We start from the raw sequence: 25,840 nt of genomic DNA, 5'->3' as shown, positions 1-25,840 counted from the left end.
GATGATTTGTCACAGATTGTATGATATTTTTTTGTTCGCAAAATAGTCCTCATTTACTACGCTCAATAGGTTATGAGTATGTTATTATAATTTTGCTATAGTATTTTTAACCTAATTAAAAATTCTGAAAAAGGCAAACCCACTGAAAGGCGGGGACGCAAAGCCACGGGTCTAAGGCTGCATAAAAATGCGGCTACGACAGCCGGGTTGCCAGACCGAAGCAAAGAAGCTGTCGGAATGGCAGTCTTCTTTTTTTTGTGCCCAAAAAAGAAGGCAGGTCGTCGCGTGTAGGGGGATAGGGAGGGATCATATCCATGGGAAACAGTCTCAAGCAAAAACTGATTGTGGTGATGAGCATCCTGCTAATTATCAGTTTGATTTCTGTATCTGTTGCGAGTTACTGGAGCTCCTCGAGTATTCTGGAAACGAGCCTTGACAAGGAAGCCGAGCTGAGCGCAAAAAATCTGTCTGAACAGATTGAAACGTTTTTTAACAGCAAAATTATCATTCTCGAAACGATTTCCAAAATGATCTCGGAAGACAACGATCAGGCAAAGGACCTGAAGCTGATTCAGGACGCCCAGAAGCAACACCCGGAGTTTGAAACCTTCTTCTTTTCCTACGACCTGACCGGAAACCGTGTCATCAACTTCAAAGGCGAAGTGACACAGGTTTCCGACAGGGAGCACTTTCAGGCTGCGGGAAAAGGCGAAGGGAAAGTGATCATCTCGGAGCCGGTCGTCTCCAAGCGTACCGGCAACAATATCGTGACGATCATCGTACCGCTGATGAAAAACAACAAGCAGTACGGGTACATGGGGTCTACCATCCCGATCAACGAAATTCAGACAACCGTTTCCGAGGAAACCTTTGGGCAGACAGGCTACGCTTTCCTCGTCAGTCAAAAAGGAACCTATGTCTGGAATCCAAATGAAGAGTTGATCCTGAAGGAGTCTCTGGCTACTACCGATATTCCGCAGCTGCAGGAGGCTTTCCAAGCGATCCAAAGCGGCGGAGAGGGAACGGTTCAGTACGAGGCGGATGGCAAGGAAATGTTCGCATCCTACGCGTCTACTGACCAACACTGGGGGGTATTTATTGCCGCTCCATCTGAAGAGCTGCATGCCCCTATCGCTGAATTGATGGTGAAGCTGTTGATCATCTCCGGTGTCGCTATCGTTCTCGCTATCGCCGTCGTTTATGCCGTGGCAGTCAGCATGGTCCGGCCTATTCAGCGTCTGAACCAGGTGGTGCAGGTGGTGGCGAAGGGCGACTTGACCAATAGCGTGACCGTGCAAGGAAAAGACGAGATCGCCGTGTTGTCCCGCGATTTCAACCAAACGGTGAATCATTTGAAGGACTTGATCCAGGGTGTCTCCCTGTCTTCGGATGAGGTGCTCTCCTTTACCAAGGAAGTATCTGCCGGGATAGATCAAGCGACCCAGGCAGTAAACCGGATCAGCAGCTCTGTTCAACAAATTGCTGACGGCGCCGCAGCGCAGGCTGGCAGTGCGCAGGAAGTCGCGCTTTCGATGAATGATATGGCCGTCGGCATCGTGAAGATTGCGGAGACATCCTCGCGGGTATCGGAATCTGCGCAGGAGGCGGCCAAACAGGCTGAGCAGGGCGCTACGGTGGTAGATCACGCCGTGCAGCAAATGACGAGTATCGGAGAGGGCACTGCCAAGGTGTCGACAGCCATCGAAAAACTGCATGCGCGGTCCCAGGAAATCGAAAGCATTCTTGACACGATCAGCGGGCTGACCTCACAGATCAATCTCCTCGCCTTGAACGCATCGATTGAAGCGGCACGGGCAGGCGAGCATGGCCGCGGCTTCGCGGTTGTAGCGGGTGAAGTGAAGAGTCTGGCGCATCAGTCTGAAGAATCGGCGGCGAAAATCGCTCAGCTGATCCAGGAAATCCAGCAGGATACCGCGGAAGCAGTCGAGGCGATGGATGCCGGGAATAAAAACGTGAAAGACGGTGTTGAGCTGATCGAGGAAGTGCGAGCCATTTTTGATCGCATCATGAGCGCATCGCGCAATGTAGCAGACCACATCCTCGAAGTCTCCGCCGCTTCGGAAGAAATGTCGGCCGGTTCGGAAGAGGTAAGCGCATCGGTGGCAGAAATGCACGCCATCGCCAACCATGCATCCGAGGATGCAAAAAATGTGGCGGAAGCGACACATCAACAACTGCGTACGATTGAAGATATTGCCGAATCCGTCGGCAAGCTGCAAGATGTGGTGGATGAAATGCAGAAGAGGCTTGGGAAATTTACGCTGTAGCCATACGCTGTGGCCATTTTGGATATCAGTAGGAAAAGCCTCCTGCGAAAGGGGGGATGCCTCTGGGAGATAGCAGGAAACATCTGGAAAGTGTTGAGGCAGAAACAAAGACAAAAGCATTGGATCTGGAGGAGAAGAAGATGAAAAACTGGAAAAAACTCATGATGGCAAGTACTGTAGCCGCTGCTTTGCTTGCGACAGGCACAGTCGGCAATGCTTCGGCGATGAGCTCTGTCGCGGCGGCCAATCAAAATGCTGTATACGCGAAAAATACCGATCTGAAACAGGAAAATAAAAAGTTTGAGTCCCGCCTCGATGCGATCATTAAGCGGGGGTACATCCTCATCGGCACACCGGGTGACTACAAACCTTTCACATATTTGAATCCGAAGACTGGCGAGTTTGAAGGTTACGATATCGACGCCATGAAAGAGTTTGCGAAAAGTCTGGGCGTAGAAGCCCGCTTCGTCCAAACCTCCTGGCCGACATTGATGGATGACCTTTTGGCTGACAAATTCGATATCGCTGTTGGCGGCGTTACCCGCAATACCGAAAGACAGAAAAAGGCCCACATGAGCGAAGGCTACATCCAATTCGGAAAGGCTCCGCTGATCCGCAAAGAGGATAAAGACAAGTACAAAACCGTTGAAGACATCAACAAGCCGACTGTCCGCATTGGCGTGAATCCAGGCGGAACCAACGAAAAATTTGTTCGCGAGCACCTGACAAACGCGAAGGTGACAGTAGTGGAAAACAACCTCGACATTCCGGGCCTCGTAGCCAACGGCACTTATGATGTGATGATTACGGACACGCTGGAAGCCATGGTTTACCAAAAGGCAGACCCGCGCTTGTATGCGGCTTTGACTTCCAATCCTTTCACCAAAAGCGAAAAAGCGTACATGATCCACCGCGGAGATTTTATCTTTGCCAGCTATCTGGATGTATGGATGGATGAAATGAAGCTGCAAGGCAAATTTGATGAGCTGTACAAAAAGTGGCTCCAATAGCCAAATATTGCTATAGTGGAAATATCGCTGCGTGTAGGCACGCAGCGATGTTTGCTAATTGACGAAAATGATGGTATGATATTATCTATGTTAAAAAGACATGAATACCCGGGAACGATTTTGCGGCCTCTCATGAGGTTTCAAGCGGAAACGGTTTTGAGGTTTTCTTGCTTTTTATCAATTGTTTACATGAGGAGGCCACAATCGTGATCGGAAAAGTAAAATGGTTTAATGCTGAAAAGGGCTTTGGTTTCATTGAGCGTGAAGATGGTGACGACGTATTCGTTCACTTCTCCGCGATCCAAGGAAATGGTTTCAAAAGCCTGGAAGAAGGACAAAATGTTGAATTTGACATCGTGGAAGGCAATCGCGGTCCACAAGCTGCAAACGTAAACAAACTGTAAATCCTTCTGATATAGACGCGAAAAGAGGGCTTATTCCATCAACAGGAATACAGCCCTCTTTTTCGGTCATTTTAAGTGGTAGGACATTTAGATTTAAGCAAAGGAGATTGACGCGCATTGGCAACATTTTATGATTTTGGGCTCCATCATCTGGTAGCCCGCGCCCTTAGTGACATGGGGTTTGAAGAGGCGACACCGATTCAGGAGGAGACGATCCCCACCGTCCTGCAGGGACAGGATTTAATCGGGCAGGCACAAACCGGCACAGGGAAAACCGCTGCTTTCGGCATCCCGCTCGTGGAAAGAGTGGATAGCGAAAAGGAACAGATCCAGGCGGTTGTCCTCACTCCCACCCGGGAACTGGCTGTTCAGGTAGCCGAAGAACTGAACAAGATTGCCCAGCACAAAAAAGTGACTGCTCTGCCGATCTACGGCGGACAGGATATCCAGCGCCAGATCAGGGCATTGAAAAAGCGCCCTGAAATTATCGTTGCGACTCCGGGCCGGTTCATGGACCATATGAACCGCAAGACGATTCGTCTGCACGGTGTGGAAATGGTCGTACTGGATGAAGCGGATGAAATGCTCAACATGGGCTTTGTCGACGACATCAAGGCGATTCTGCAAGAGATGCCGGAAGAGCGGCAAACCTTGCTGTTCTCGGCGACGATGCCGCGCCCGATCCAGGAAATTGCCCGCAATTTCATGAAAAACCCTGTTACCATCTCGATCAAGGCGAAGGAACTGACCGTTCCCAATATCCAGCAGCAGTATATGGAAGTGCCGGAGAAGCAGAAATTTGATGTTCTGTGCCGTCTCCTGGACATCCATTCACCTGAGCTGGCGATTATCTTCGGACGGACCAAACGCCGCGTAGACGAGCTGGCAGAGGCTCTGAACAAGCGCGGATACGGTGCGGAAGGTATCCACGGAGACTTGAATCAGGCAAAACGCGACAGCGTGCTGCGCAAATTCAAGGAAGGCACGATCGAAGTGCTGGTCGCTACTGATGTGGCCGCTCGCGGATTGGATATCAGCGGTGTTACTCACGTGTACAACTTTGACATTCCGCAGGATTCAGAGAGCTATGTCCACCGCATCGGCAGAACCGGGCGTGCGGGTAAAACAGGCTTGGCGATTACGCTGGTCACTCCGAGAGAAACCGACCACCTGCGTTATATCGAGAAGGCTACCAACCGCAAGATGGAAAGAAAGCCTGTTCCGACGCTTGCAGAAGCGATCGAGGGACAACAGCGTCTGACAGTGGACAAACTGATGGAGACGACAGGCAGCGATGAGCTGAGCATGTACAAGTCGTTGGCTGAGCAGCTGTTGGATGAGGTCGATTCCGTAACGCTGGTCGCAGCTGCGTTGAAGCTGCTTACCAAGGAACCGGACACCACTCCTGTCCGTTTGACAGAGGAAGCTCCTCTGCGAGTAGGCAAGAGAAAAACGATGGATCAGTCCAGAGGCAGAGGCCCGCGTACCGGAGCCAAGCGGAGCGGTGGAGGCGGAGGCGGCTTCTCGCGAGCGGGGCATGGAAAAGGAAGACCGGCCCAACACAACAGAAACAGAAGAGACTGGGATCGGGATCGCGACCGTGACCGCAATAGAGACTAGAGCAGCGCCAGAGCAACCTCTGCGCCGGATCTAGGCCACAAAAAGAGCCGCCAAGCGCTGATGCCGGGCGGCTTTGATTATTTTATCCGGGATGTGCAGGAGCTCTACACCCAGCCTCTTGCTCTCATCGCTTCTGCGATGCGTTTGAGAGAGATCATGTAAGCGGCTGTGCGGAAATCCGTTTTGTACTCCTGCGCGATTGAACGAACGGCCCAGTAAGACTGGGTCATGACGTCGCGCAGCTTCTGGTTTACTTCGGCTTCGCTCCAATAGTAATTCATCAGGTTTTGCACCCACTCAAAGTACGAGACGGTCACGCCGCCTGCATTGGCGAGAATGTCGGGGATGACCAAGACGCCGTTTTGGTGCAGCACTTTGTCTGCTTCGGGCGTAGTCGGGCCGTTGGCCGCTTCGGCGATGATGCGGGCTTTTACTTTATGGGCATTTTTCAATGTGATCACGTTTTCCAGTGCAGCGGGGACCAAAATGTCTACATCGAGCTCTAACAGCTCCCCTGGCTGCTGGAGGTGGAAACGGGCGTCGTAATCCAAAATGGTGGACGAATCCTTCAATTTTTCCACTTGGGACAAATCCAGCCCGGCCGGGTCGTAGAGAGCGCCTTTGGAGTCGCTGACAGCCACGATCTTGCAGCCGAGCCCGGACAGCAGGTCAGCTGCGATGCGCCCTGCATTGCCAAAGCCCTGGATGGCGACAGTCGCTCCTTGCAGCGATTTGCCCATATCCTTCATCGCTTCTTCGATGGTGTACACACAACCGCGTGCGGTCGCCTCGCTGCGTCCTTTCGAACCGCCGATGATCAGGGGCTTCCCGGTAATGACGCCGGGGCTGTAAGAACCTTTGATGCGGCTGTACGTGTCCATCATCCAACCCATAATTTGCGGGTTCGTGTAAACGTCCGGGGCTGGAATGTCTTTTTCCGGACCGACGATGTCCGCGATCGCTTCCATAAAGCCACGGCTGATTCGTTCGATTTCCGCTTTGCTGAACTCGTGGGGATCGCAAATAACCCCGCCTTTGCCGCCGCCGTACGGCAGGCTGACGACGCCGCATTTGAACGTCATCCACATCGACAGCGCCTTTACCTCATCCAAGGTCACATCCGGGTGAAAGCGGATGCCCCCTTTTGTCGGTCCGATCGCATCGTTGTGTTGGGAGCGAAAGCCTTCGAACACGCGGATACTGCCGTCGTCAAGCTTGACCGGGAAAGAAACGTACAACACCCGCTTCGGTTTTTTCAGTATTTCTACCACGCCGCGCTCCAACCCGAGCAGGGATGCTGCAGTTTCAATCTGGGTCTGCACAATTTCATACGGATTGAGGACTTCTCCCACCGATTGTTGAACCTCCTGGAAAATCGCCATAGTTCTCTCCCTCTTTTTTCTTTATTTTTAAACAATTTTAAATAGAGCAGTAATAGTAGTCGAAAAAATTCCAAAAATTGTTGAACGGAATACAAAAGTATTTTATCTGTAAGGATTAATCGAAACAATATAGAATATAGATGAGATTAATGCCGAAATGAGATGAATATAAATAGAGGGGGGAGAACTGTGGAGCTGAGGCAGATTCAGTACTTTATCGAGGTAGCCAAACGGGAGCATGTGACGGAAGCCTCCCATGCCCTCCATATCGCGCAATCGGCGGTCAGCAGGCAGATCGTCAATCTGGAGGCAGAATTGGGCGTCAATCTGTTTATCCGCGATGGACGCAACGTACGGCTGACCCCGATCGGAAAAGTGTTTCTGGAGCATATGGAGCAGGCGATGAAGGTGATTGACAAAGCCAAACGGGAGATCGAGGAATTTTTGGACCCGGAGCGCGGGACGATCCGCATCGGATTTCCCAGCAGCTTGGCGGCCTACACATTGCCCACCGTCATTTCCGCTTTTCGCGAACAGCATCCGCATGTGCAGTTTCACCTGCGCCAGGGATCGTACCGGCAATTGATCGATGCGGTGATCAAGGGAGAAATCGATCTGGCTCTCCTTGGACCGGTTCCCAAGGATGAAAAGCAGGTGATTGGCCATACGCTGTTTTTGGAGAAGATCGTGGCGCTGCTTCCTTCCCACCATCGATTGGCAGGGGAGGCTAGGCTGCAGCTCAGTCAGCTTCGCGAGGAAGGGTTCGTCTTGTTCCCGGAGGGGTTCATTTTGCGAGAGCTGGTCGTACAGGCGTGCGGTCAGCTCGGCTTTCGGCCGACCATCTCGTTTGAAGGGGAGGACATTGACGCGATCAAAGGGCTGGTGGCGGCCGGACTGGGGGTCACGCTGCTGCCTGAAATCACGCTGACAGACAATCGGCCCCGCAGCACCGTCATGATCCCGGTGACGGAGCCGACCGTTACCCGCACCGTGGGCGTCATTATCCCGGCTGACCGGGAGCTGCCGCCCACGGAGAAATTGTTCTGTGACTTTCTCAAGCAGTTCTTCAGCGTTTTAGAGGGATTTGATAGTTAGCCGCCGTTTTCTTGCGACGGAAAAAATACGCCGTCAGCAAATACGTCCATATCCAGCAGATCGCAATCAGCGCGAGCTTGTCCAAAAGCGGCGCCGTCTTGCTCAAAATAACGACGGTCATTCCGGCGGTCATCAGCCCGAGCATGGCCAGGCAAAGCCGGAAAGCTGCCCGCTTCCGCTCTTCCGATGCGATCGGCAAAAGCCGGATGGACGGAGGATGCACGATGGTGCGGATATGCTGTGTTACCTGTTTTCCGGCAGCAGCGAGGCCAAGCAGGCAAAGCGCGTACAGCAAAAGAGGCGCTTTTGCCCATGCGATCAGGGCGAGCGTCAAGAATGCCAAACGCAGATAAATCGCAAATGTCTCTCCGGTCCGAATGACGTGGCGGACGAGCACATAGAGATACGCATCGCCCTTGTCTCCGGTCAACCGATCAAAAAGGCGGATGGCCCACGTTCTGGGGCGCACCTTTTTCCGCTTGTGGGGGACATCGATAAACATATTCAGGATGGTGTAGTACAGGTCGATACGCTTGTTTTCCTTTTCGATCAGGAAAAGCCACGGCAGGTGGTATCGAGCGGCCTTGCTCATCGCCATGGCGGTCAGGATCACCATGAGCACAAGCGCAGCGGCCGCGTACACCCTATTGCTTGTCCAGAAGCCGTACAGAAACAGGGCGGCAATCCCCCATCTGGCGACAAGGAGCAGAAAAGAATCGCGCTCCAGTCGCACGTGCCGCCAGTACAGGTCGCTGCACCACATTTTCAGCAGGATGAGGCTGCCGGCGAGCAGCGCCCATGAGCCCGGAGACAAGGCTGTCCTTTTATACACCGGATAGACGATCACGGCCAAAAGCAGCATGCCGGCAGCTTGCACCAGCAGACTGTAGACAAACGCGGACCGCAAATAGTGTTTCATAGGGTAAGGAGAAGGCGCCAGCATGGCCAGATCGGCTTTTCGCAAAAAAGTGCGAACGGAGGCCGGAGCCACAAACACAGCGGTCAACAGGCAGGCGGCCAACTGGGTCCAGAAGGTGCCGGTCAGGGACTCGGCAACCCTCATGTACAGGAAAGCGGCCAGAAAATAAAGCACCACCAGGCCGAGCGAGTTGCTTCCGGCTACTGCTCTCTTGGCGTACCTCTGCCCTGTTTGCCAGGCGGCCTGCAGCCTTGTCGCGTAGAGTGGATCAAACGCCATGGCACATCACCCCCGCACCGCAGCCAAAAACAACTGTTCAAGCGTAGCATCCGGCAGCCCCGCCTGCTGGCGCATCTGCTCAAGCGTGCCGTGAAGCGACATATTCCCGCCGTGGACGATGACGAAGCGGTCCACATACGTCTCCGCAAGGCTCAGCACATGTGTCGACAGCAAGATCGCCGTCCCTTCCTGCTTGATTTCTGTAAGCTGGTTCAGCAGTGTCTCGGTTGCAAGCGGGTCCAGGCCGACGAACGGCTCATCCACGACAAGGACATCCGGCTTTACGAGAAAGGCGCAGAGGATCATCACCTTTTGCCGCATGCCTTTGGAAAAGGAGCCGGGAAAATGATGCGCCCTTTTGTCCAGTCTGAATAGCTCCAGCAGCCGTTTGGCCCGTTCCTGAAACTGCTGTTCCTCTAGCCCGTACGCTTTAGCCATGAACTGCAGATGCTCCCACAGAGTCAGCTCTTCGTACAATTCCGGCATTTCCGGTACATAGGCGAGCAGCGGCTGATCTGTGGAGAAGGCGATCGTCCCGGAAGACGGCTGCAAAAACCCGAGGACGTGCTTCAAAATGGTGCTTTTCCCTGCTCCGTTCAAGCCGATCAGTCCGACGATTTCACCGGATTGGACGGAAAAGGAAATATCGTGAATGGCGGGCTTTCCCGTCGAGTAGCCCCCTGTGACTCTCTCCAATGTAAGCATTTGGTTTCACCTCAAAGGCCGTGCTTTTTTCCAATATACGGATAAGGCCCTCTTTATCATATCACGAATGCGGGGGACAAGCAGAATGCCAAAAGAAGGAGGGGATTGCATATGGAAGCCTCTGAATCCGAACAGATTTCGGACAAGGAAGACAGAATCGTAAAGATAGGACTGGTCGGAGCCGGAAATATCGGCCAGACGCATTTGAACGCCTACCGGCAAGTCAGGAGCGCCCGGGTGGTGGCAATCGCGGGGCGCAATCGGGAAAGAGGGGAGCAGATGGCTGAAGAATACGCCTGCCGTTATTATCCTGCTCTGGAGGCTATGCTGGAGCAGGAGGAGATCGACATCATCGACATTTGCCTGCCTACGGATTTGCATGAACAGCATGTCGTACAGGCTGCCCGGGCCGGCAAGCATGTCCTGTGTGAAAAGCCGATCGCTCTCACGCCCGCTGCGGCTGAACGGATGCTGGAGGAGGTCCGGCAGGCAAATGTACTCTTTATGGTCGCGCAGGTATTGCGCTTTTGGCCGGAGTACGTCGCGATCAAGCAGTGGATCGATACGGGGCGGCTCGGTCGGCCAGAGATGATCTATGCCCAGCGGCTTTCGCAGCCGCCTGACTGGAGTTCGTGGTTTCAGGACCCGGCGAAGAGCGGCGGGGCTTTATTTGACCTGCATCTGCACGATATCGACTTTTTGATCCACCTGCTGGGGCCGGTCGCTTCGGTATACGCTGTCGGCAAGCAAAGCGAAAATGGAGCCTGGAATCACGTGGTGACCAATCTCGTGTTTGCAAGCGGAAGCAAGGCAGTCGTCGAAGGCTCGCACCTGATGGGGAAGGACTTCCCGTTTTCCGTCGCGATGAGGGTGAATGGACCAGTGGGAACGCTCGACTTTTCCTATACGTCTGACAGAGCTTCCGGGAAAAAACAGAGCCATTTTTTCTGGTATGGCGAGGGGAGCAGACAGCCTGTTGCAATCGAGCCGGGTGACCCCTTTGTCAATCAGCTGCAGTACTTCGTGGACTGTGTCAAAACCGGGGAAAGACCCCAGGTTGTCACTCCCGAGGAGAGTGTTCAGGTTCTCCGGGTCATGACGGCGATCCAGCGGTCGCTGGAGACGGGGGAGGTGCAGCGGATAGACTGGATGCGGTGATTTGGGACGATAAGCAAGAAAAGGGATTTGGAGGAATAAAGGCGCGGGCCGGAGACAAACTATGTGCGTAACAAGCCGTGGAAAGGGGGTAGGAAACATGAAGAAGACGACGACCAGAAGGATGTTGGGCGTGTTGGGGTTGTGCTGCATGATTGCTTTGGCAGGCCAACCAGCTTTCGCGGCGAATGACTCCGGTCGTGTGGACCAGCCTGCCAACCTGTCTCCGGCGCGGCAGCTTATCACCGTAGAGCAGGCCAAGACAATCGCATTGCAGCAGGTAAAGGGACGAGTCGTCCATGTAGAGCTGGAAACGGAAGATGGCGTGCCCGTCTATGAGGTCATCGTGATCAACGAGCAAAATCAGCCGTATGAAGTGGAAATCGATGCGGTGACAGGGAAAGTGCGCAAGGTCGAAAGAGAAGACGTGTGATCGAAAAAGACGGCTTAGGCGAGGGGTTCGCAGCAAGCCGTCTTTTCCGTTTTTGCTCTAAAGCTGCGCCAGGACGTGCCCGCTGATTGCCATCAAGTCACCATGCTCCTTTAGGCGACATCCACATCTACACGAGTACAAACGTCAACACGGAAAGCAAAACGGACGTAATCGCCATGGCGATGAGCGGGCGGGATGCTTTGGTCCGCAGATCGCGCAGGTTGACATTGAGGCCGAGGCCGACCATGGCCATCGTCAAAACAAAAGTAGTGAGGCTGGCGATTCCGCTGCTGAAACCGTCGGAAACGGGAATCTGCTTGCCCAGTACATAGCTGCCAAAGATACTCATGGCGATAAAGCCAATCAGGAACCAGGGAAACTCGATCTTGGCGTTTCCATCTGCTTTGCCTGTCCGCTTCATCCAGTACATGAGGATGAAACAGAGCGGAACAAGCAGGAGAACGCGGCCCAACTTCGCCAAAAGCCCGATCGCCAGACCGTCCTGTCCGGCTGGAGCCGCTGCGAGTGCGACGTGTGCGATTTCATGCAGGCTGACCCCTGACCAGGTGCCGTATTCGATTGGCGACAAAGGCAGAATCGGCCTCAGGATGGTGTAGGTGATAGCGAAAATGGTACCGACGAGTGCGATAATTCCTACACCGATCGCCGTATCCTCGTCCTTAGCCTTGATGATGGGGGACACCGCTGCAATGGCTGCCGCTCCGCACACACCGGTACCCACTCCGAGCATGAGCGACAACGAGGTGTCCGCTTTCAGCCATTTGGCGATCAGCAGGGTGAGGAAGATGGAAAATGCGATAACGCCCGCATCGTATACGAGCAACCCCAAGCCATCCGACATAACGACATCGATATTCAGCTTCAGGCCGTACAAAATGATGGCGAGACGCAGCAGCCGTTTGGCGGAAAATTGAATACCGGGCCGGATCGCTTCGGGGTATCCCCAGATTTGGCGGTAAGCCACCGCAATCAGGATCGCACATGCCAGTTGGCCCACGCGGTCAAAGCCGGGAACCTGTGCAAGGCCGTATCCGAGCAGGGCCACGATAAAGGTAAACCCCACCCCCGCCAGCCACAGCCAGGCTGCCGGCGCTTTTTTTGCCGCGCCGGGCCTGCCTTTTGCCAAAGCGGCTTCGTCATCCGTGGGCATGCTGTTTTTCAATTGAGTAGACATTGCATCATCTCCGTTACTTTTTTGCAGAAGGAAAAGACAATGACCCTCGTGCCGCACTCTCCAAAAGAGAGGCTTCCTCCGAACTGTTTTACAACCAACTCCAGCATACGGCAAACCGGTGAATAAGAAAAATAAATCATTATGATAATGATGATAAGCAAAATAGTATAATGGGGCCAAGACACACGAAAACGGGTGGGGGGCAGAATGGATCAGCAGTTGCTTGTTTTTGTAACAGTGGCGGAAAAAGAAAGCTTTTCCCGCGCGGCCGAGCAGCTTCACATGACACAGCCTGCAGTCAGCCAGCATATTCAAGCGCTGGAACGCGAATTCGGCACTCGCTTGCTGGAGCGAAGCAACAAATATGTACGCCTGAACAAAGCGGGAGAGATCGTGTATCACCATGCCAAGGAGATTCTCGGACTTCACACGCGCATGCGCGATCTGGTGGACGATCTGATGAATACGCCAAGCGGCAATTTGATCATCGGTGCGAGCTATACGTTTGGCGAGTATGTGCTTCCCCACGTGGTTGCCCGCCTGCGCGACCGGTACCCCAAAATCAAGCCGACGATCACGATCCACAATACAAAAGAGATTGTCGAGCTCATCGCCGGACGACAGCTCGATGCGGGCATCGTGGAAGGAGAGTGCCGGCATGAAAAGCTGAGCATTGAGCCGTTTGCCGACGACGAAATGCAGATCATCGTCTCGTCCAGCCACAGGCTGGCCAAAAAAGTAAAGGTGACGGTAGAGGAGCTGGAGGAAGAAACGTGGATCGTGCGGGAAGAGGGCTCAGGGACGAGGGAAGCCGCCGAAAAAATGTTTGCCAGACTCGGTCTGTCTCCGGCAAACCTGATGGAATTTGGCAGCACGCAGATCATCAAGGAATCGGTAGAGGCGGGAATGGGCGTCAGCTTGCTTTCCTCCTGGGCGATTCGCAAAGAGCTTACCTTGGGGTCGCTGAGCACCGTAAAGCTATCTGAAACGCCGATCATGCGGAAATTTTCCCTGGTGACGCAAGCGAATCCGTTTCGGACGAAAGCACTCGATATTTTTCTCGATTTGCTGCGGAAAAATGATGTGCTCCCCGATTCTCTGGAGCGGAAGTGATCAGTGTTCCTTCTCCTGCGGTTTGAGTAAGGCGTTATTTTGGGGCAAAAAAAGACCGCTGCTCTCTGAAAAGGCAAACGGTCTGTAAAGCCGTTACGTACGGAAATCACAGGAAAAACGGAAGAAAACGCTTGCATTTTCGGGTGGGCTATAATAAAGTGAAAACACGGGGAGTAAACAGAATTTCCCCACTTCTTTCTTTTTTATGACAAGTGAACAATCAAAGGCAAAGGTGCCAAGAACACGAGGGTTACACCCATGTGTTTCGGCACCTTTTTTGCGTTTTTTGGCAAAGGGTTGGTGCCTTTACCGGAAAGGAGCGTGACTGGCATTGGAAAAACCGATCAGAGCAACGCCACTGGCCGTACGGATGATCCCCAATGTGGATCCCCGGCTGGCCGAGAAGCTGAATGTGGCTCCCCACATCCGAAGCTTGGGGCTGCTTACCTCAACGATCGATGATGTAGGCTACACAGCCATTGATGAAGCGACAAAGAAAGCGGCAGTGGAAGTGGTCTATGCCCGTTCGTTTTACGCGGGTTCGGCCCACGCCTCGGGTCCGTTGTCGGGTGAGTTTATCGGAGTGATCGGAGGCGCTACTCCCTCCGAAGTGGAAAGCGGCCTCGATGCGGCGATTGCTTTCATGGCGAACGGGGCTTGCTTTTATTCGCTCAATGAGGAAGGAACGCACGCATACTACGCTCACGTCGTATCGCGGACAGGAAGCTATCTGTCCCAGGTGGCGGGTATTCCCGAGGGCGAACCGCTGGCCTATCTGATCGCCCCTCCCCTCGAAGCCATGTACGGCATCGACGCCGCACTCAAGGCGGCGGATGTGGAGCTCAAGCAATTCTTTGGCCCGCCTACAGAAACCAACTTCGGGGGAGCGCTCCTGACCGGCAGCCAGTCGGCGTGCAGCGCTGCGGCAGAGGCATTTGCCGAAGCGGTGCGAAGTGTCGCTGCAACGCCAGTAAAACGATAAGCGGGAGGAAACGTAAATGCGTGCTCATGCATATGCGCTCGGCATGATCGAGACGCTGGGCTTTCCGGCACTAGTCGCTGCCGCAGATGCCGCGGCCAAAGCGGCAGATGTCCAGGTAGTAACTTATGAAGGAGCAGATGCCGGAATCGTCACCGTCTACGTCATCGGCGATGTCTCGTCGGTGCAGGCCGCAGTCGACGCGGGTTCGGACGCAGCAAAGCGGGTTGGACGCCTGCTGCATTCCCACGTCATACCGCGCCCGGACGAGTCTGTGCCCCAGATGATCAAAAAGATGTTTAGTCAAAAGGAATCCGCTCCGCAGGCTGCTGCCCAGGAGCAATCGGCTGCAGAAAAGGCGGCGGTCGACAATACCGAAGCTGCAGAGCTTGACGCCATGTCGATCAACGATCTGAGAAAGCTGGCCCGCTCGTATGCGGAATTCCCGCTTTCCCAGCAAGAGATCAACACGGCGAAAAAAGAAGACCTGATTCGCCATCTGGAAGCCAAGCGGAAAGATGGAGGTGAAGACAAATGATGCTGGATGCTGATTTGTACTCGGTGCAGGAAGTAAGGACTTTCCTCGCCAAAGCCAAAGAAGCGCAGGCCAAGCTGGAGAGCTTCAGCCAGGAACAGGTGGATGCCATCGTTGCGGCGATGTCCAAGGCAGGCGAGGAAGCTGCTGAGCGATTGGCTGCGATGGCTGTGGAGGAGACCGGCTTTGGGAATGTGCCGGACAAACGGATGAAAAACCTGTTTGCCGCACAGCGCGTCTACGAAGCGATCAAGGACCGCAAAACGGTAGGGATCATTCGCAAGGACGAGGAGAACAAGGTCTGGGAGGTAGCGCAGCCCGTAGGGATTGTAGCGGGAATCGTTCCTTCCACAAACCCGACCTCGACGGTGATCTTCAAGTCGATGATCGCGCTCAAAGCGCGCAATGCGATCATCTTCAGCCCGCATCCGTCTGCGGCAAAATGCACGCTGGAAGCGGCAAGGCTGATGGCCGAGGCAGCTGTACGCGCAGGGGCCCCAGAAGGGCTGATCCACTGCATTACCAAACCGACTCTGCAGGCGACGAATGAATTGATCAAGCACAAGCTGACTGACGTCATTCTGGCTACAGGCGGAACGGCGATGGTAAAAGCGGCTTACAGCTCGGGCAAGCCCGCCTTTGGCGTCGGACCGGGAAACGTGCCGGTCTACATTCACCACACGGCAGACGTGGCTGCAGCAGCGAAGCATATCGTACAAAGCAAAACGTTTGACTACGGCACGATCTGCGCCTCCGAGCAGGCACTGGTCGTAGACGAGTCGATCAAGCGGCAGGTCATTGCCGCACTGCAGCGGGAAGGCGCCTATTTCCTCAATGAACAGGAAAAAGAAAGAGTGGCCGCTGTCATTATGATCAACGGCTCGCTCAACGCCAAGGTCGTGGGCCGCTCCCCGCAAGCCATCGCAGAGCTGGCGGGAATCTCCATTCCGACGGGCACCCGCGTGCTGATCGGAGAAGAAACACAGGTGGGCAAGGCGTTCCCGCTGTCGGTGGAAAAGCTCTCTCCGATCCTCGGATTTTATACGGTCCAGGACTGGAAAGAAGGGGCGAAGCGCTGCCGGGAGCTGCTGGATTTGGGCGGACTCGGCCATACGCTGGGGATTCACGCCCAAGATGAAGCCGTCATCACGGCATTTGGCCTCGCCCAGCCGGCATCGCGGATCGCGGTCAATACCGGCACCACCTTTGGCGGCATCGGCGCGACGACCGGAATCCAGCCGTCGCTGACGCTCGGATGCGGTTCGTTTGGGAACAACATCACGTCCGACAACATCGGGCCGCAGCATTTGCTCAACGTCAAGCGCGTCGCCTTTGGCATCCGCGAGATGCCCCCGTCCCAGCCAGTAGCGGCAACTGCCGCGACGGAAGCAGCGGCTCTTGAGGCGGTATCGTCTCTCAACGTCGGCCTCAGCCGGGATGAGATCAAAGACATCATCAAGTCGGTGCTGGCGGAAATGACCGCAAAGGCATAAGCGAAGTTAACAAAATTAATATCCATATAAATCCAAAGACAATATCCAAGGAGGAATAGAAAATGGCAGGAGAAATGGCAGCATTGGGCATGGTGGAAACAAAAGGTCTGGTAGGTGCAGTGGAAGCTGCAGACGCAATGGTAAAAGCAGCGAACGTGAAGCTCATCGGCAAGGTGCATGTCGGCGGCGGTCTGGTAACCGTTATGGTCCGCGGCGATGTAGGCGCAGTAAAGGCATCCACTGACGCAGGCGCAGCAGCAGCAGAAAAAGTAGGCGAACTCGTATCCGTTCACGTCATCCCGCGTCCGCACGGCGACATTGAACTGATTCTGCCGAAGCTCGAAGGGTAATGCCGTATGGCGGTCATTACAGAAACATCCTTGCGAGCTATGCATAAAAGCGGTATTCCCAACCCCTTTCTCCTGGAGAAAGGGGACAAATTAACCCCGGCAGCGGCCGATTTTTTAAAGGGAAGAGGGATTGAAGTGAAATCGTCTGAAGAACATCTGCAGCCTGCCGTCCAAAGTCAGCCGGAACGATATATCCCGGTCGGTGTATCCAACCGGCACGTGCATTTGTCGCCGGAAGATGTGGAGGCACTCTTTGGTCCCGGTTATCAGCTGACCCCTCTTCGCGAGCTGTCGCAGCCCGGCCAGTTTGCCTGCCAGGAAACGGTCACGATCGTCGGCCCCAAAGGCTCCATTCACGGCGTCCGCATCCTGGGACCGGCCCGTGGCGCGACCCAGGTGGAAATCTCCCGCACGGATGGTTTTCAATTGGGCGTTCACGCACCTGTAAGGATGTCAGGCGACATCGAAGGGACACCCGGCCTGGTGCTGGTGACGGCCAAGGGCTCGCGGATTCTGGAAAAAGGCGTGATCGTAGCCAAGCGGCATGTGCACATGTCCGAAGCCGAGGCGCAGGAGTATCAGGTACAGGATGGCGACACGCTGATTCTGGAGACGACCGGCGAGCGTCCCATCATCTATCCGGATGTGGTGGTTCGCGTGAATCCGCGCTTTGCGCTTGATTTTCACGTCGATCTGGACGAAGGCAACGCAGCCAACCTGAAAACGGGCGACCGGGTCAAGGTCATCGGCAAGAACGGCCAGCTCTACACCCGTCAAGGGAGGTAATACACCATGGATATCAGGGAAATGGTGGCATCCATCACCAAGGAAATCCTGCAATCGATGAACCAAGAGAAGAAGCCGCCAGCTCCGCGCGTCCTGTACGTCTTTTGCGACAGCCAGGCGCACGAAGCGTTTGCGGATCATTTTATTCAGTTGAAAAATCACGGCATTTGCCACGATATTCTCTTCCTGGACGGCGAGACGTCAAGCTGGCTGGGCATGCACAAGATCGAGTGCGGCGGAGCCGGAAAGATTTTGACGGCGGATGAATACGCGCCGATCCCGCTTGAAGTCCCCAAGGAATACGCGGGGATTGTCATTCCGGAAATTGATTTGGACAACGCCGCCCGCGTGGCGAACGGTCTGAAGGGAACGATCAAGGCCGAGCTGGTTTTCTCGGCGCTGGTGACGGGCAAGTTCGTGCTGGTCGGCTCCGATGTTCCCGGTATCAAGCGGGCGGACCGCCGTACGCTGGCTACGCTCACATTGCCGCCTGCGTACGAAAAGCTGTTTCACCGCCACGTGCAGGAGATGAAGGAGCTCGGTGTGGAGTTTGCCGAACAAAAGCGGCTGGCCGACAAAGTCATCGCCAAGCTGAACGCAGGAAAGAAAAAAGAGGAAGCGGCCCCGGGGCAGCCAGTACTGACAGCGTTGGACGAGACCGAAGCGGTATTTTCGGGACGCTTGCTGACGGCTGACTGGATTCGCTCGCAGCCGCAGCTCCGCAATACCACGCTGTACGTCAAGCAGGGATCGATTGTTTCTCCCCTGGCTTACGACAGTCTAAGAGAACGCGGGGTAACAGTCTCCTATCTGGGAAAAGGGTGATCGCATGTTTTTGGGAAAAGTGATCGGCAGCGTATGGGCCACCCAAAAAGAAAGCGGGATGGAAAATCTGAAGCTGATGGTCGTTCAGCCTGTTGATTGGAACGGGCGGGAAAACGGCCAAACCGTGATTGCCGCAGACCGGATCGGAGCAGGAATCGGCGAGCAGGTGATTGTCTCCAGAGGCACGCCTGCCCGCATCCTGTTTGGCTCCAACAGCGTACCGATCGATGCCGCTATCGTGGGCATCGTCGATTCGTTTGAGGTGCCGGGAGCGACCGAAGGGGAGGGATAGGGTATGGAACAGGAACGTTCGCGCGTCATACAGGAATTTGTGCCGGGGAAACAGGTAACGCTGGCCCACGTGATCGCCAATCCAGACAAAATGCTGTACACCAAGCTCGGTATCAACGAAGCGGGTGCCATCGGCATTTTGACCCTCACTCCGACGGAGACCGCGATCATCGCGGCCGACATCGCCACCAAGGCAGCCAATGTGGAGCTCGGCTTTCTCGACCGCTTTACCGGCTCGCTGATCGTCGTCGGCGACGTCTCTGCGGTGGAAATGGCGGTAGACGCCGTCAATCGCGTACTGAGCGAAAAACTGCGCTTTACCCCTGCGCTGGTGACGAAGTCATGAAAAAGCGGGTCATGATCATCGGTGCGATCGAGGCGGGCAAGTCTTCTCTGGTCAAAGCGCTGTTCAACGACGAGCAGCCTGCCAGGAAAACGCAAGCATTGGAGTTTCGCGACTGGCTGATCGACACGCCTGGTGAGTACAGCGAAAATCCGATGTACTACCGGACGCTGATGGCGACGTCTCTGGAAGCGGGAGCAATCCTGATGGTACAGGACGCGACGCGTGAGCGAAACTACTTTCCGCCGGGTTTTTCATCCGGTTTTCCTCAGCCGTGCATCGGTGTCATCACGAAAATCGACCATCCCGCTGCCAACGTGGCCCGGGCGGAAGCGTTTCTCCGTCAATCCATCGGAAATGCCGTCATTTTTCCCACTTCCGCCTATACGAAGGAAGGCATTCCCGAGCTGATGGAGCATTTGAAAAGCTTGGAAACTCGCTAGTTTTCCTTTTCGTCCGAGTTGTTATGTGAGAAAATTTAATTGATTTCATCGAATTATGGGTATTATCGGACGGTAAAGAGGGATCAGATGCAAACCTTACGAGAGCTTTGCCAATCACAAACAACGCTGCGCGAAGAGGATATTCGGGTTTTGGAGGATTTGGCTGACAAGCTGCAAATTTTCTCGGACTTGTACCAAGCGGACATGTTTATCGACTGTTTGACGGCAGATCGAAGTTCCGCGCTGGTAGTGGCCGAAGCATCTCCCCGTACGGCCAAATCGCTGTACAAAGGATCGGTCGTCGGACAATTGGCCACCGCAATCAATGAGCCGGCTGTGATGTACTGCCTGACTACTGGCAAACCGGTCATCGGCTCGCGAGGAGTTTCCCAGGAGCAGGTCGTGATGAGACAGAGCGTCACCCCGATCTGCAATGCCCAGGGAGAGACGATCGGGACGCTCATTACCGAACAGGATATCTCTGAGCAAGTGGAGCAGGAGCGGAGCGTCGAGCTTTTGAGAGAGACTACGGAGCATCTCAGCGAAACGCTGATGCAGTTTGCTGAACCGGAGATGCCGATCTCCTCGCTTTTGCACGAGGGGATGATCCTGTTTGATTACCAGGGAAATATTTCCTACGCCAACCGGCGGGCGCATGAGCTGCTGGCTTCCATCGGGTATCCCCAGCCGGAAAAAGGGGAGAGCGTCGAGCGCATCTTTTCCTGGCTGCTTTCTCCGGAAAGCTTCGTCAGGAGCGGCGGCTTTATCCAGAAAGAGCTGTCGCGAGGAAAAACCTTTCTGTTGCTGAAAGCGGTTTCGGTTGCCCGCAAGCCAGACGACAGGGGAGGGATTGTACTCCTGCGAGACATATCCGACATCCGCGAAAAAGAAAAGCAGTTGATGATCAAATCGGCTGTGATCAAAGAAATTCACCATCGGGTGAAAAACAACCTGCAGACGATATCCAGTCTGCTGCGGCTGCAAATGCGCCGCTCGCAATCGCAAGAAATTGAAAAAGTATACCGGGAGAGCATCAACCGGATCAACAGCATTGCCATCATTCATGAATATCTGGCCCAGGATGGGCTGGAGCAAATCGATTTCAAAGACATTTTGACCAAAATATCGAAAATAATCGTCTCTTCCATGAGGCGTTCAGAGCAGAGTATACAAGTAACGATTACGGGTGAATCCGTATGTTTGCCGTCCAGCAAGGCGACCTCCTTCGCCCTGATCGTGACGGAGCTGATACAGAACTGCATGATCCACGGCTTTCGGGATCGGCAGGAAGGAACCATCACTGTCTCGCTTGTTCCCAAGGACGATTTTGTCAGCCTGTCCGTAACCGATGACGGTGTCGGCATGGGCGATACAGAACAACTGTTGAAAAAAGGGCATCTGGGGTTGAAGATCGTGGACACTCTGGTCAAGGAAGACCTGGAGGGAACGATTCATTTCAGGAACACGGGCAATGGAACAGAGGTAACGATCCTCTATCCGCTGCATAAGGGAGATGAACAGGATGACACAGCCGAAAATTATGGTGGTTGATGACGAACCGATTATCCGCATGGACTTGCGCGAGATGCTGGAGGCGGAAGGGTACCTCGTGGTGGCCGAAGCGAAAAACGGCGAAGAGGCCGTAGCCCAGGCTCACCGCCACAAGCCGGATTTGATCATTATGGACGTGAAAATGCCGGTCATGAACGGCATCAAGGCTAGCAACATCATTCGTTCCTTTTCTGATTGTTCCATTCTTCTTCTTACTGCGTACAGCCAGAGGGAGCTGGTGCAGGATGCCCGCAAGGCTGGAGTAACCGCCTATTTGGTAAAGCCGGTGTCAGAGGATGACCTGATCCCTGCCGTCGAGATCGCTTTGAGCCAGAAAGAAAAGGTAGTCTCTCTGAAAAAGGACATCAAGGATATTCAGCAAAAGATGGAGGACCGCAAGAAGATCGAGAAGGCAAAAGGGCTGATCATGACCCAACACGCCTTGGAAGAGGATGTCGCCTACAAATGGATGCAGAAAGTCAGCATGCAACGGCGCATGCCCCTGGTGAAGCTGGCGGAAGAAATTCTCGCAGGAGAACAGGTGTATTCTGCTTCCGTGTAGAAGAAACAGGGATGGATGGAGACGGTACGATCTCCGAACTTCTGCACCAGAAATATCCGCAAATGAATAGAAAAGCAATGGCGCTTTGACAATCGGCCGGTTCCATATTCGATCCGGCGGTTTTCAGGCGCCTTTTTGTTTTTGTTTGGAATGCCACTGCTTCAAGGAGGTTCATGATGGATGAACAATGGATCCAAAGCGTGGGTATAGATGTGGGGACGAGCACGACGAAGATGATCGTCAGCCGGCTGCGGCTCGGGAGGATGTCGAGTACATTCTCCCTTCCGCGTTATCAAATCGTGGAACGCCAGTTGCTGTATGCGAGCAAGGTTCACACGACTCCCCTGCACGGCTTTGACGAGATCGACGCGGACGCGATTGGAGCGATTTTGCAAAAGGAATACGAGCAGGCACAAATCAGCCTCGGCGACATCAAGTCGGGTGCCGTCATCATCACCGGAGAAACGGCCAGCAAGAAAAACGCGCAGCATATCTTGCACTTGCTCGCGGAAAGATCGGGTGATTTCGTGGTGGCGACGGCAGGGGCCGATCTGGAAGGCGTGCTCGCGGGGAAAGGCTCGGGCGCGGAAAGGCGTTCGGTCGCCATCCAGGGAACGATTGTCAACGTCGACATCGGGGGAGGCACGGCGAATGCCGCTTGCTTTCACCGGGGGAAGGCGATCGCGACGGTGACGTTTCACGTAGGCGGACGCTTGCTGCGTCTCGGCCCGCAAGGAGAGGTGCAATACGTCTCTCCAAACATCCAGGCGTGGCTGAATGCCAAGGGCCTGTCAATTACCGTCGGAGAAGTGCTGACGTACGAGCGGATCAAGGACTTTTCCATACAGATGGCCAGAGGCATGCTCGACTATTTGAGCGGGCGGGAACGACAAGTTTCCGGTCTGCTTGTGCTGGGCCAGCCTTTGAAGGAAAACGTGTCAGTCGACGAGCTCTCGATCTCTGGCGGAGTCGGACAGCTGATGTCGGCCCCCACACCGGAGACGATTTCCGATGTCAGCCGATACGGCGATTTCGGCCCGATGCTTGCCTGGGCCTTGCGGCAGGAGAGGGAAGCGGGGACGTATCCGATGCAGTGGATCGACCCGGAACAAACAGTTCGGGCTACGGTCATCGGGGCAGGCATGCAAAGCACGGAGATCAGCGGTTCGACGGTGCATATCAAGGCGGAGCTGCTGCCGATCCGGAATGTGCCGATCGTCAAGCTGGAATTGACCGAGGGGCATCTGGGCGACCCGCAGCAGCTTCGCCGGGAAGTTTCGGATGTGTACGACCTGGCTCTGCGCCTGTTTGAAAAGACGACGGGAAGCCCGTTTGCTCTTGCCATTTCCGGCATCACGTATTGCTCGTACTCCCTGCTGCAGACGATCGCAGAAGAGCTTTCCCAGCAATACAGGCAGAAATTCGCGGAGAGCCGGACCATGATCGTGGTGTGCGAGACGGATATGGCCAAGGCCTTGGGCCAGGCGCTGGCGCTCAGGTGCAAGGGCCAGCCGGAAATCATCTGCATCGATCAGGTGCGGGTCGAGTACGGGGATTACATCGACTTGGGAGAGCCGATCTCGGGAAGCATCATCCCGGTCATCGTCAAAACGCTGGCATTTGATGAAGCGCCGCAAAAAGGGGTGTAACAATGAATACGAAGACGACTGTTCTGGGGCAAACCTACCAGTTTCGCAATTTAAAAGAGATTTTCGCAAAAGCAAACGAGGAAAAATCGGGCGACCAGCTGGCGGGAATCGCCGCCCAGGACTCCCGGGAGCGGGTGGCGGCCAAGCAGGTGCTGGCTGATCTCACGTTGGCCGATATACGCAACAATCCGATGCTGCCGCCCGAGGAAGACGAAGTATCCCGGGTGATTGAGGAAGGCATCAATGAAAAAATTTATAGTGAAATTAAAAACTGGAGCGTTGCCGAACTGCGCGAATATATCCTGAGCCATCAGACGGGGGACAGCGAAATCAAGCGGATCAGCCGCGGACTGACGAGCGAAATGATCGCCGCGACCGCCAAGCTGATGTCCAATCTGGACCTGATCACGGCTGCGGCCAAGATCAAAAATATCACGCACTGCAATATCGCCATTGGTCAACCAGGCGTACTTGCTGCCCGGGTCCAGCCGAACCATCCCTCCGACAACGTGCAGGGAATCAAGGCCGCTTTGTATGAGGGTCTCAGCTACGGGATCGGCGATGCAGTGATCGGCATCAATCCGGTTATCGATACGTCCGACAGCGTGAAGGACATCCTGGAGATGACCAAGGATGTCATGACCAAATGGAGCATCCCGACACAAAACTGCGTATTGGCTCACGTCACGACGCAAATGCGGGCGATCCGCCAGGGGGCTCCGGCCGACCTGATGTTCCAGAGCCTGGCCGGATCGGAAAAGGGCAACCGGGCTTTCGGGATCGACGTCGCTTTGCTCGATGAAGCAGATGATCTGATGCGAAAAGAAGGCACGTCTACAGGTCCAAACTTCTGGTATTTCGAGACCGGGCAGGGCTCGGAGCTCTCCTCGGAGGCGCATTTTGACATCGACCAGGTGACGATGGAGGCCCGCTGCTACGGTTTGGCCCGGAAGTACAATCCGTTTATCGTAAATACGGTCGTTGGCTTCATCGGACCGGAATACCTCTACGACAGCAAGCAGGTGATCCGCGCCGGTCTGGAAGACCACTACATGGGCAAACTGCACGGCTTGCCGATGGGCTGCGACGTCTGCTATACGAACCATATGAAGGTAGACCAGAACGACATGGACAATCTCGGCATTCTGCTCGCGGCAGCCGGCGTCAACTTCGTGATCGGCGTGGCCATGGCCGACGACGTCATGCTCAACTACCAGTCGACCAGCTTTCACGATATCGCGGCTTTCCGCGAGGTGCTCGGTCTGCGGCCAGCCCCGGAATTTGAAAAGTGGCTGGAAAAAATGGGCATCATGGAAAATGGCAAGCTGACCCCGATTGCGGGCGATCCGACGATTTTTATGTAAGGAATGGAGGTGAGGACGGATGGAACGACAGCTAGACTTTTTAGTCGACAAGGTTCTTGAGCAATTGGAAAAGAAGCTGGGCGAGATGGGATCGGGCAGCGCGAAGTCGCAAGCTTCGGGGGCAAGTCATGCAGGGATTGCGGCGGCAGGAGAGCAAACGGCGGCTCAGGAAGCAGGCAGCTTGCAAACGGCAGATCAGCCAGCAGCAACAGGGGGATCTGCGTCCGCTTCAGCAGCAATTTCCACAGGCTTTTCCCAAGCGAATTCCGGCGAAAGCGCTGCTCCCCAAGCGTCAGCAGAGCCAGAACGAGTCTCTCATGTGCCCAATCCGAAATACAGGGAAGGCATGCAGGAGCTTCTGGCCAGCACACCGGCCCGGATCGGGGTATGGAGAGCAGGCGTCAGGCCGTTGACCAAGACGATGCTCCAGCTGCGCCGCGACCATGCCGCTGCGGTGGATGCCGTATACGGAGAGGTAAGCGAGGAGACACTCAAGGAGTTTTCCTTGTTTACGGTGGAGACGAAATACGACAATACGGAAAACTACTTGAAGCGTCCCGACATGGGGCGGATCATCAATGACGAAGGCGTACGGCTGCTGGAGGAGCGCTGCCAGAAGAAGCCGCAGGTGCAAATCGTCGTCTCTGACGGCCTGAGCGCCAGCGCTGTCGACGCCAACCTGCGAGATGTGCTGCCGTCCCTCTACGATTCCCTGCAAAGCTACGGCCTTAGCTGGGGAACCCCTTTCTTTGTAAAGGGGGGACGTGTGGCCAGCATGGACCACATCGGGGAGATTTTGCAGCCAGAGGTATTGGTGATGCTGATCGGGGAACGTCCGGGACTGGTCACGGCCAACTCCATGAGCGCCTACATGTGCTATCGCCCGCGCAAAGGGATGGTCGAGTCCGAGCGCACCGTGATCTCCAACATTCATCGTCAGGGTACGTCTCCTGTAGAGGCGGGGGCTCATATCGGAACGATTTTGAGCAAGATGCTGGAGCAGAAGGCGAGCGGCGTGAAGCTGGTCTTGTAGTCGAAGGACGATGAACAGCGAGCAAAGAACAAAGAACA

Annotated in this window: 26 protein-coding genes and 1 riboswitch; of the genes, 22 read left to right on the top strand and 4 right to left on the bottom strand. The window is 54.7% G+C overall.

Going from position 1 to position 25,840, the window contains the following annotated elements; translation table 11 throughout:
* Positions 1-122: 122 nt before the first annotated feature.
* Positions 123-215: riboswitch (cyclic di-GMP riboswitch) on the top strand.
* Positions 216-314: 99 nt separating this feature from the next.
* The 4 genes from NST37_RS23920 to NST37_RS23905 all read left to right on the top strand — a co-directional run bounded on the left by NST37_RS23920 (position 315) and on the right by NST37_RS23905 (position 5,322).
* A complete protein-coding gene (locus NST37_RS23920; RefSeq protein WP_003388623.1) occupies positions 315-2,288 on the top strand; it encodes a methyl-accepting chemotaxis protein in 1,974 nt (657 codons plus the stop codon).
* Positions 2,289-2,428: 140 nt separating this feature from the next.
* Positions 2,429-3,298: a transporter substrate-binding domain-containing protein gene (locus NST37_RS23915; protein WP_339185948.1), complete on the top strand. Its 870-nt coding sequence runs from the start codon at positions 2,429-2,431 to the stop codon at positions 3,296-3,298.
* Positions 3,299-3,501: 203 nt separating this feature from the next.
* The gene (gene cspD / locus NST37_RS23910; protein WP_171505950.1) at positions 3,502-3,702 is read left to right on the top strand and encodes a cold-shock protein CspD; all 201 of its coding nucleotides are present in this window, start codon (positions 3,502-3,504) and stop codon (positions 3,700-3,702) included.
* 174 nt (positions 3,703-3,876) lie between these two features.
* A complete protein-coding gene (locus NST37_RS23905; RefSeq protein ID WP_338059233.1) occupies positions 3,877-5,322 on the top strand; it encodes a DEAD/DEAH box helicase in 1,446 nt (481 codons plus the stop codon).
* 104 nt (positions 5,323-5,426) lie between these two features.
* On the opposite strand, the gene NST37_RS23900 is transcribed toward NST37_RS23905, so the two are convergent.
* Positions 5,427-6,704: a Glu/Leu/Phe/Val dehydrogenase gene (locus NST37_RS23900; RefSeq protein ID WP_031932523.1), complete on the bottom strand. Its 1,278-nt coding sequence runs from the start codon at positions 6,702-6,704 to the stop codon at positions 5,427-5,429.
* A gap of 189 nt (positions 6,705-6,893) precedes the next feature.
* Here NST37_RS23900 and NST37_RS23895 point away from each other — a divergent pair, with 189 nt between their 5' ends.
* The gene (locus NST37_RS23895; RefSeq protein ID WP_003388614.1) at positions 6,894-7,799 is read left to right on the top strand and encodes a LysR family transcriptional regulator; all 906 of its coding nucleotides are present in this window, start codon (positions 6,894-6,896) and stop codon (positions 7,797-7,799) included.
* On the opposite strand, the gene NST37_RS23890 is transcribed toward NST37_RS23895, so the two are convergent.
* Together NST37_RS23890 and NST37_RS23885 are read right to left on the bottom strand one after the other, a co-directional pair.
* Positions 7,771-8,997 (bottom strand): ABC transporter permease, encoded by a 1,227-nt coding sequence (locus NST37_RS23890; RefSeq protein WP_031932524.1) that lies wholly within the window; start codon positions 8,995-8,997, stop codon positions 7,771-7,773. The genes NST37_RS23895 and NST37_RS23890 overlap by 29 nt on opposite strands.
* Positions 8,998-9,003: 6 nt before the next feature.
* The gene (locus tag NST37_RS23885) at positions 9,004-9,702 is read right to left on the bottom strand and encodes an ABC transporter ATP-binding protein (protein WP_003388609.1); all 699 of its coding nucleotides are present in this window, start codon (positions 9,700-9,702) and stop codon (positions 9,004-9,006) included.
* Between the two features lie 111 nt (positions 9,703-9,813).
* Here NST37_RS23885 and NST37_RS23880 point away from each other — a divergent pair, with 111 nt between their 5' ends.
* Both NST37_RS23880 and NST37_RS23875 read left to right on the top strand, forming a co-directional pair.
* A complete protein-coding gene (locus tag NST37_RS23880; protein WP_024984495.1) occupies positions 9,814-10,860 on the top strand; it encodes a Gfo/Idh/MocA family oxidoreductase in 1,047 nt (348 codons plus the stop codon).
* 97 nt (positions 10,861-10,957) lie between these two features.
* Entirely contained in the window at positions 10,958-11,290 is a 333-nt protein-coding gene (locus NST37_RS23875) for a PepSY domain-containing protein (RefSeq protein WP_024984494.1), read from the top strand.
* 127 nt (positions 11,291-11,417) lie between these two features.
* On the opposite strand, the gene NST37_RS23870 is transcribed toward NST37_RS23875, so the two are convergent.
* Positions 11,418-12,485: a putative sulfate exporter family transporter gene (locus NST37_RS23870; protein WP_039071561.1), complete on the bottom strand. Its 1,068-nt coding sequence runs from the start codon at positions 12,483-12,485 to the stop codon at positions 11,418-11,420.
* Positions 12,486-12,692: 207 nt separating this feature from the next.
* Here NST37_RS23870 and NST37_RS23865 point away from each other — a divergent pair, with 207 nt between their 5' ends.
* The 15 genes from NST37_RS23865 to eutC all read left to right on the top strand — a co-directional run bounded on the left by NST37_RS23865 (position 12,693) and on the right by eutC (position 25,802).
* The gene (locus NST37_RS23865; RefSeq protein WP_003388602.1) at positions 12,693-13,598 is read left to right on the top strand and encodes a LysR family transcriptional regulator; all 906 of its coding nucleotides are present in this window, start codon (positions 12,693-12,695) and stop codon (positions 13,596-13,598) included.
* Positions 13,599-13,929: 331 nt separating this feature from the next.
* Positions 13,930-14,580, top strand: a complete 651-nt coding sequence (eutL, locus tag NST37_RS23860; RefSeq protein ID WP_003388600.1) for an ethanolamine utilization microcompartment protein EutL — start codon at positions 13,930-13,932, stop codon at positions 14,578-14,580.
* Between the two features lie 16 nt (positions 14,581-14,596).
* Entirely contained in the window at positions 14,597-15,115 is a 519-nt protein-coding gene (locus tag NST37_RS23855) for a BMC domain-containing protein (protein WP_003388599.1), read from the top strand.
* Positions 15,112-16,605, top strand: a complete 1,494-nt coding sequence (locus NST37_RS23850; RefSeq protein ID WP_024984492.1) for an acetaldehyde dehydrogenase (acetylating) — start codon at positions 15,112-15,114, stop codon at positions 16,603-16,605. The genes NST37_RS23855 and NST37_RS23850 overlap by 4 nt, the downstream gene beginning before the upstream one ends.
* A gap of 62 nt (positions 16,606-16,667) precedes the next feature.
* Positions 16,668-16,955 carry an ethanolamine utilization microcompartment protein EutM gene (gene eutM, locus NST37_RS23845; protein ID WP_003388597.1) on the top strand — a complete coding sequence of 96 codons (288 nt, stop codon included), beginning with the start codon at positions 16,668-16,670 and terminating at the stop codon, positions 16,953-16,955.
* 6 nt (positions 16,956-16,961) lie between these two features.
* Positions 16,962-17,741, top strand: coding sequence for a phosphate propanoyltransferase (gene pduL / locus NST37_RS23840; RefSeq protein WP_003388596.1), 780 nt, complete (start codon positions 16,962-16,964; stop codon positions 17,739-17,741).
* 6 nt (positions 17,742-17,747) lie between these two features.
* Complete coding sequence (locus tag NST37_RS23835) at positions 17,748-18,566, top strand: hypothetical protein (RefSeq protein WP_003388595.1); 819 nt, start codon at positions 17,748-17,750, stop codon at positions 18,564-18,566.
* Positions 18,567-18,570: 4 nt separating this feature from the next.
* The gene (locus NST37_RS23830) at positions 18,571-18,858 is read left to right on the top strand and encodes a EutN/CcmL family microcompartment protein (protein WP_003388594.1); all 288 of its coding nucleotides are present in this window, start codon (positions 18,571-18,573) and stop codon (positions 18,856-18,858) included.
* Positions 18,859-18,861: 3 nt separating this feature from the next.
* A complete protein-coding gene (locus NST37_RS23825; RefSeq protein WP_003388593.1) occupies positions 18,862-19,203 on the top strand; it encodes a BMC domain-containing protein in 342 nt (113 codons plus the stop codon).
* A complete protein-coding gene (locus tag NST37_RS23820) occupies positions 19,200-19,643 on the top strand; it encodes a EutP/PduV family microcompartment system protein (protein WP_003388592.1) in 444 nt (147 codons plus the stop codon). The genes NST37_RS23825 and NST37_RS23820 overlap by 4 nt, the downstream gene beginning before the upstream one ends.
* An 87-nt stretch (positions 19,644-19,730) precedes the next feature.
* On the top strand, positions 19,731-21,194 hold the full coding sequence (locus NST37_RS23815) for a sensor histidine kinase (RefSeq protein WP_003388590.1): 1,464 nt from the start codon (positions 19,731-19,733) through the stop codon (positions 21,192-21,194).
* Positions 21,166-21,756, top strand: a complete 591-nt coding sequence (locus NST37_RS23810; RefSeq protein ID WP_024984491.1) for a response regulator — start codon at positions 21,166-21,168, stop codon at positions 21,754-21,756. The genes NST37_RS23815 and NST37_RS23810 overlap by 29 nt, the downstream gene beginning before the upstream one ends.
* A gap of 176 nt (positions 21,757-21,932) precedes the next feature.
* Positions 21,933-23,405 (top strand): ethanolamine ammonia-lyase reactivating factor EutA, encoded by a 1,473-nt coding sequence (locus tag NST37_RS23805; RefSeq protein WP_003388587.1) that lies wholly within the window; start codon positions 21,933-21,935, stop codon positions 23,403-23,405.
* 2 nt (positions 23,406-23,407) lie between these two features.
* On the top strand, positions 23,408-24,769 hold the full coding sequence (locus NST37_RS23800; protein WP_003388586.1) for an ethanolamine ammonia-lyase subunit EutB: 1,362 nt from the start codon (positions 23,408-23,410) through the stop codon (positions 24,767-24,769).
* A 19-nt stretch (positions 24,770-24,788) separates the two neighbouring features.
* Entirely contained in the window at positions 24,789-25,802 is a 1,014-nt protein-coding gene (gene eutC, locus NST37_RS23795) for an ethanolamine ammonia-lyase subunit EutC (protein ID WP_311067950.1), read from the top strand.
* The last annotated feature ends 38 nt before the right edge of the window (positions 25,803-25,840 follow it).

Origin of the sequence: Brevibacillus sp. FSL K6-6036, assembly GCF_037964015.1 — a bacterium.
Taxonomy (GTDB): domain Bacteria; phylum Bacillota; class Bacilli; order Brevibacillales; family Brevibacillaceae; genus Brevibacillus; species Brevibacillus borstelensis.
The sequence above is the reverse complement of the archived record's forward strand: the minus strand, read 5'-3'. Positions and strand labels throughout refer to the sequence as shown.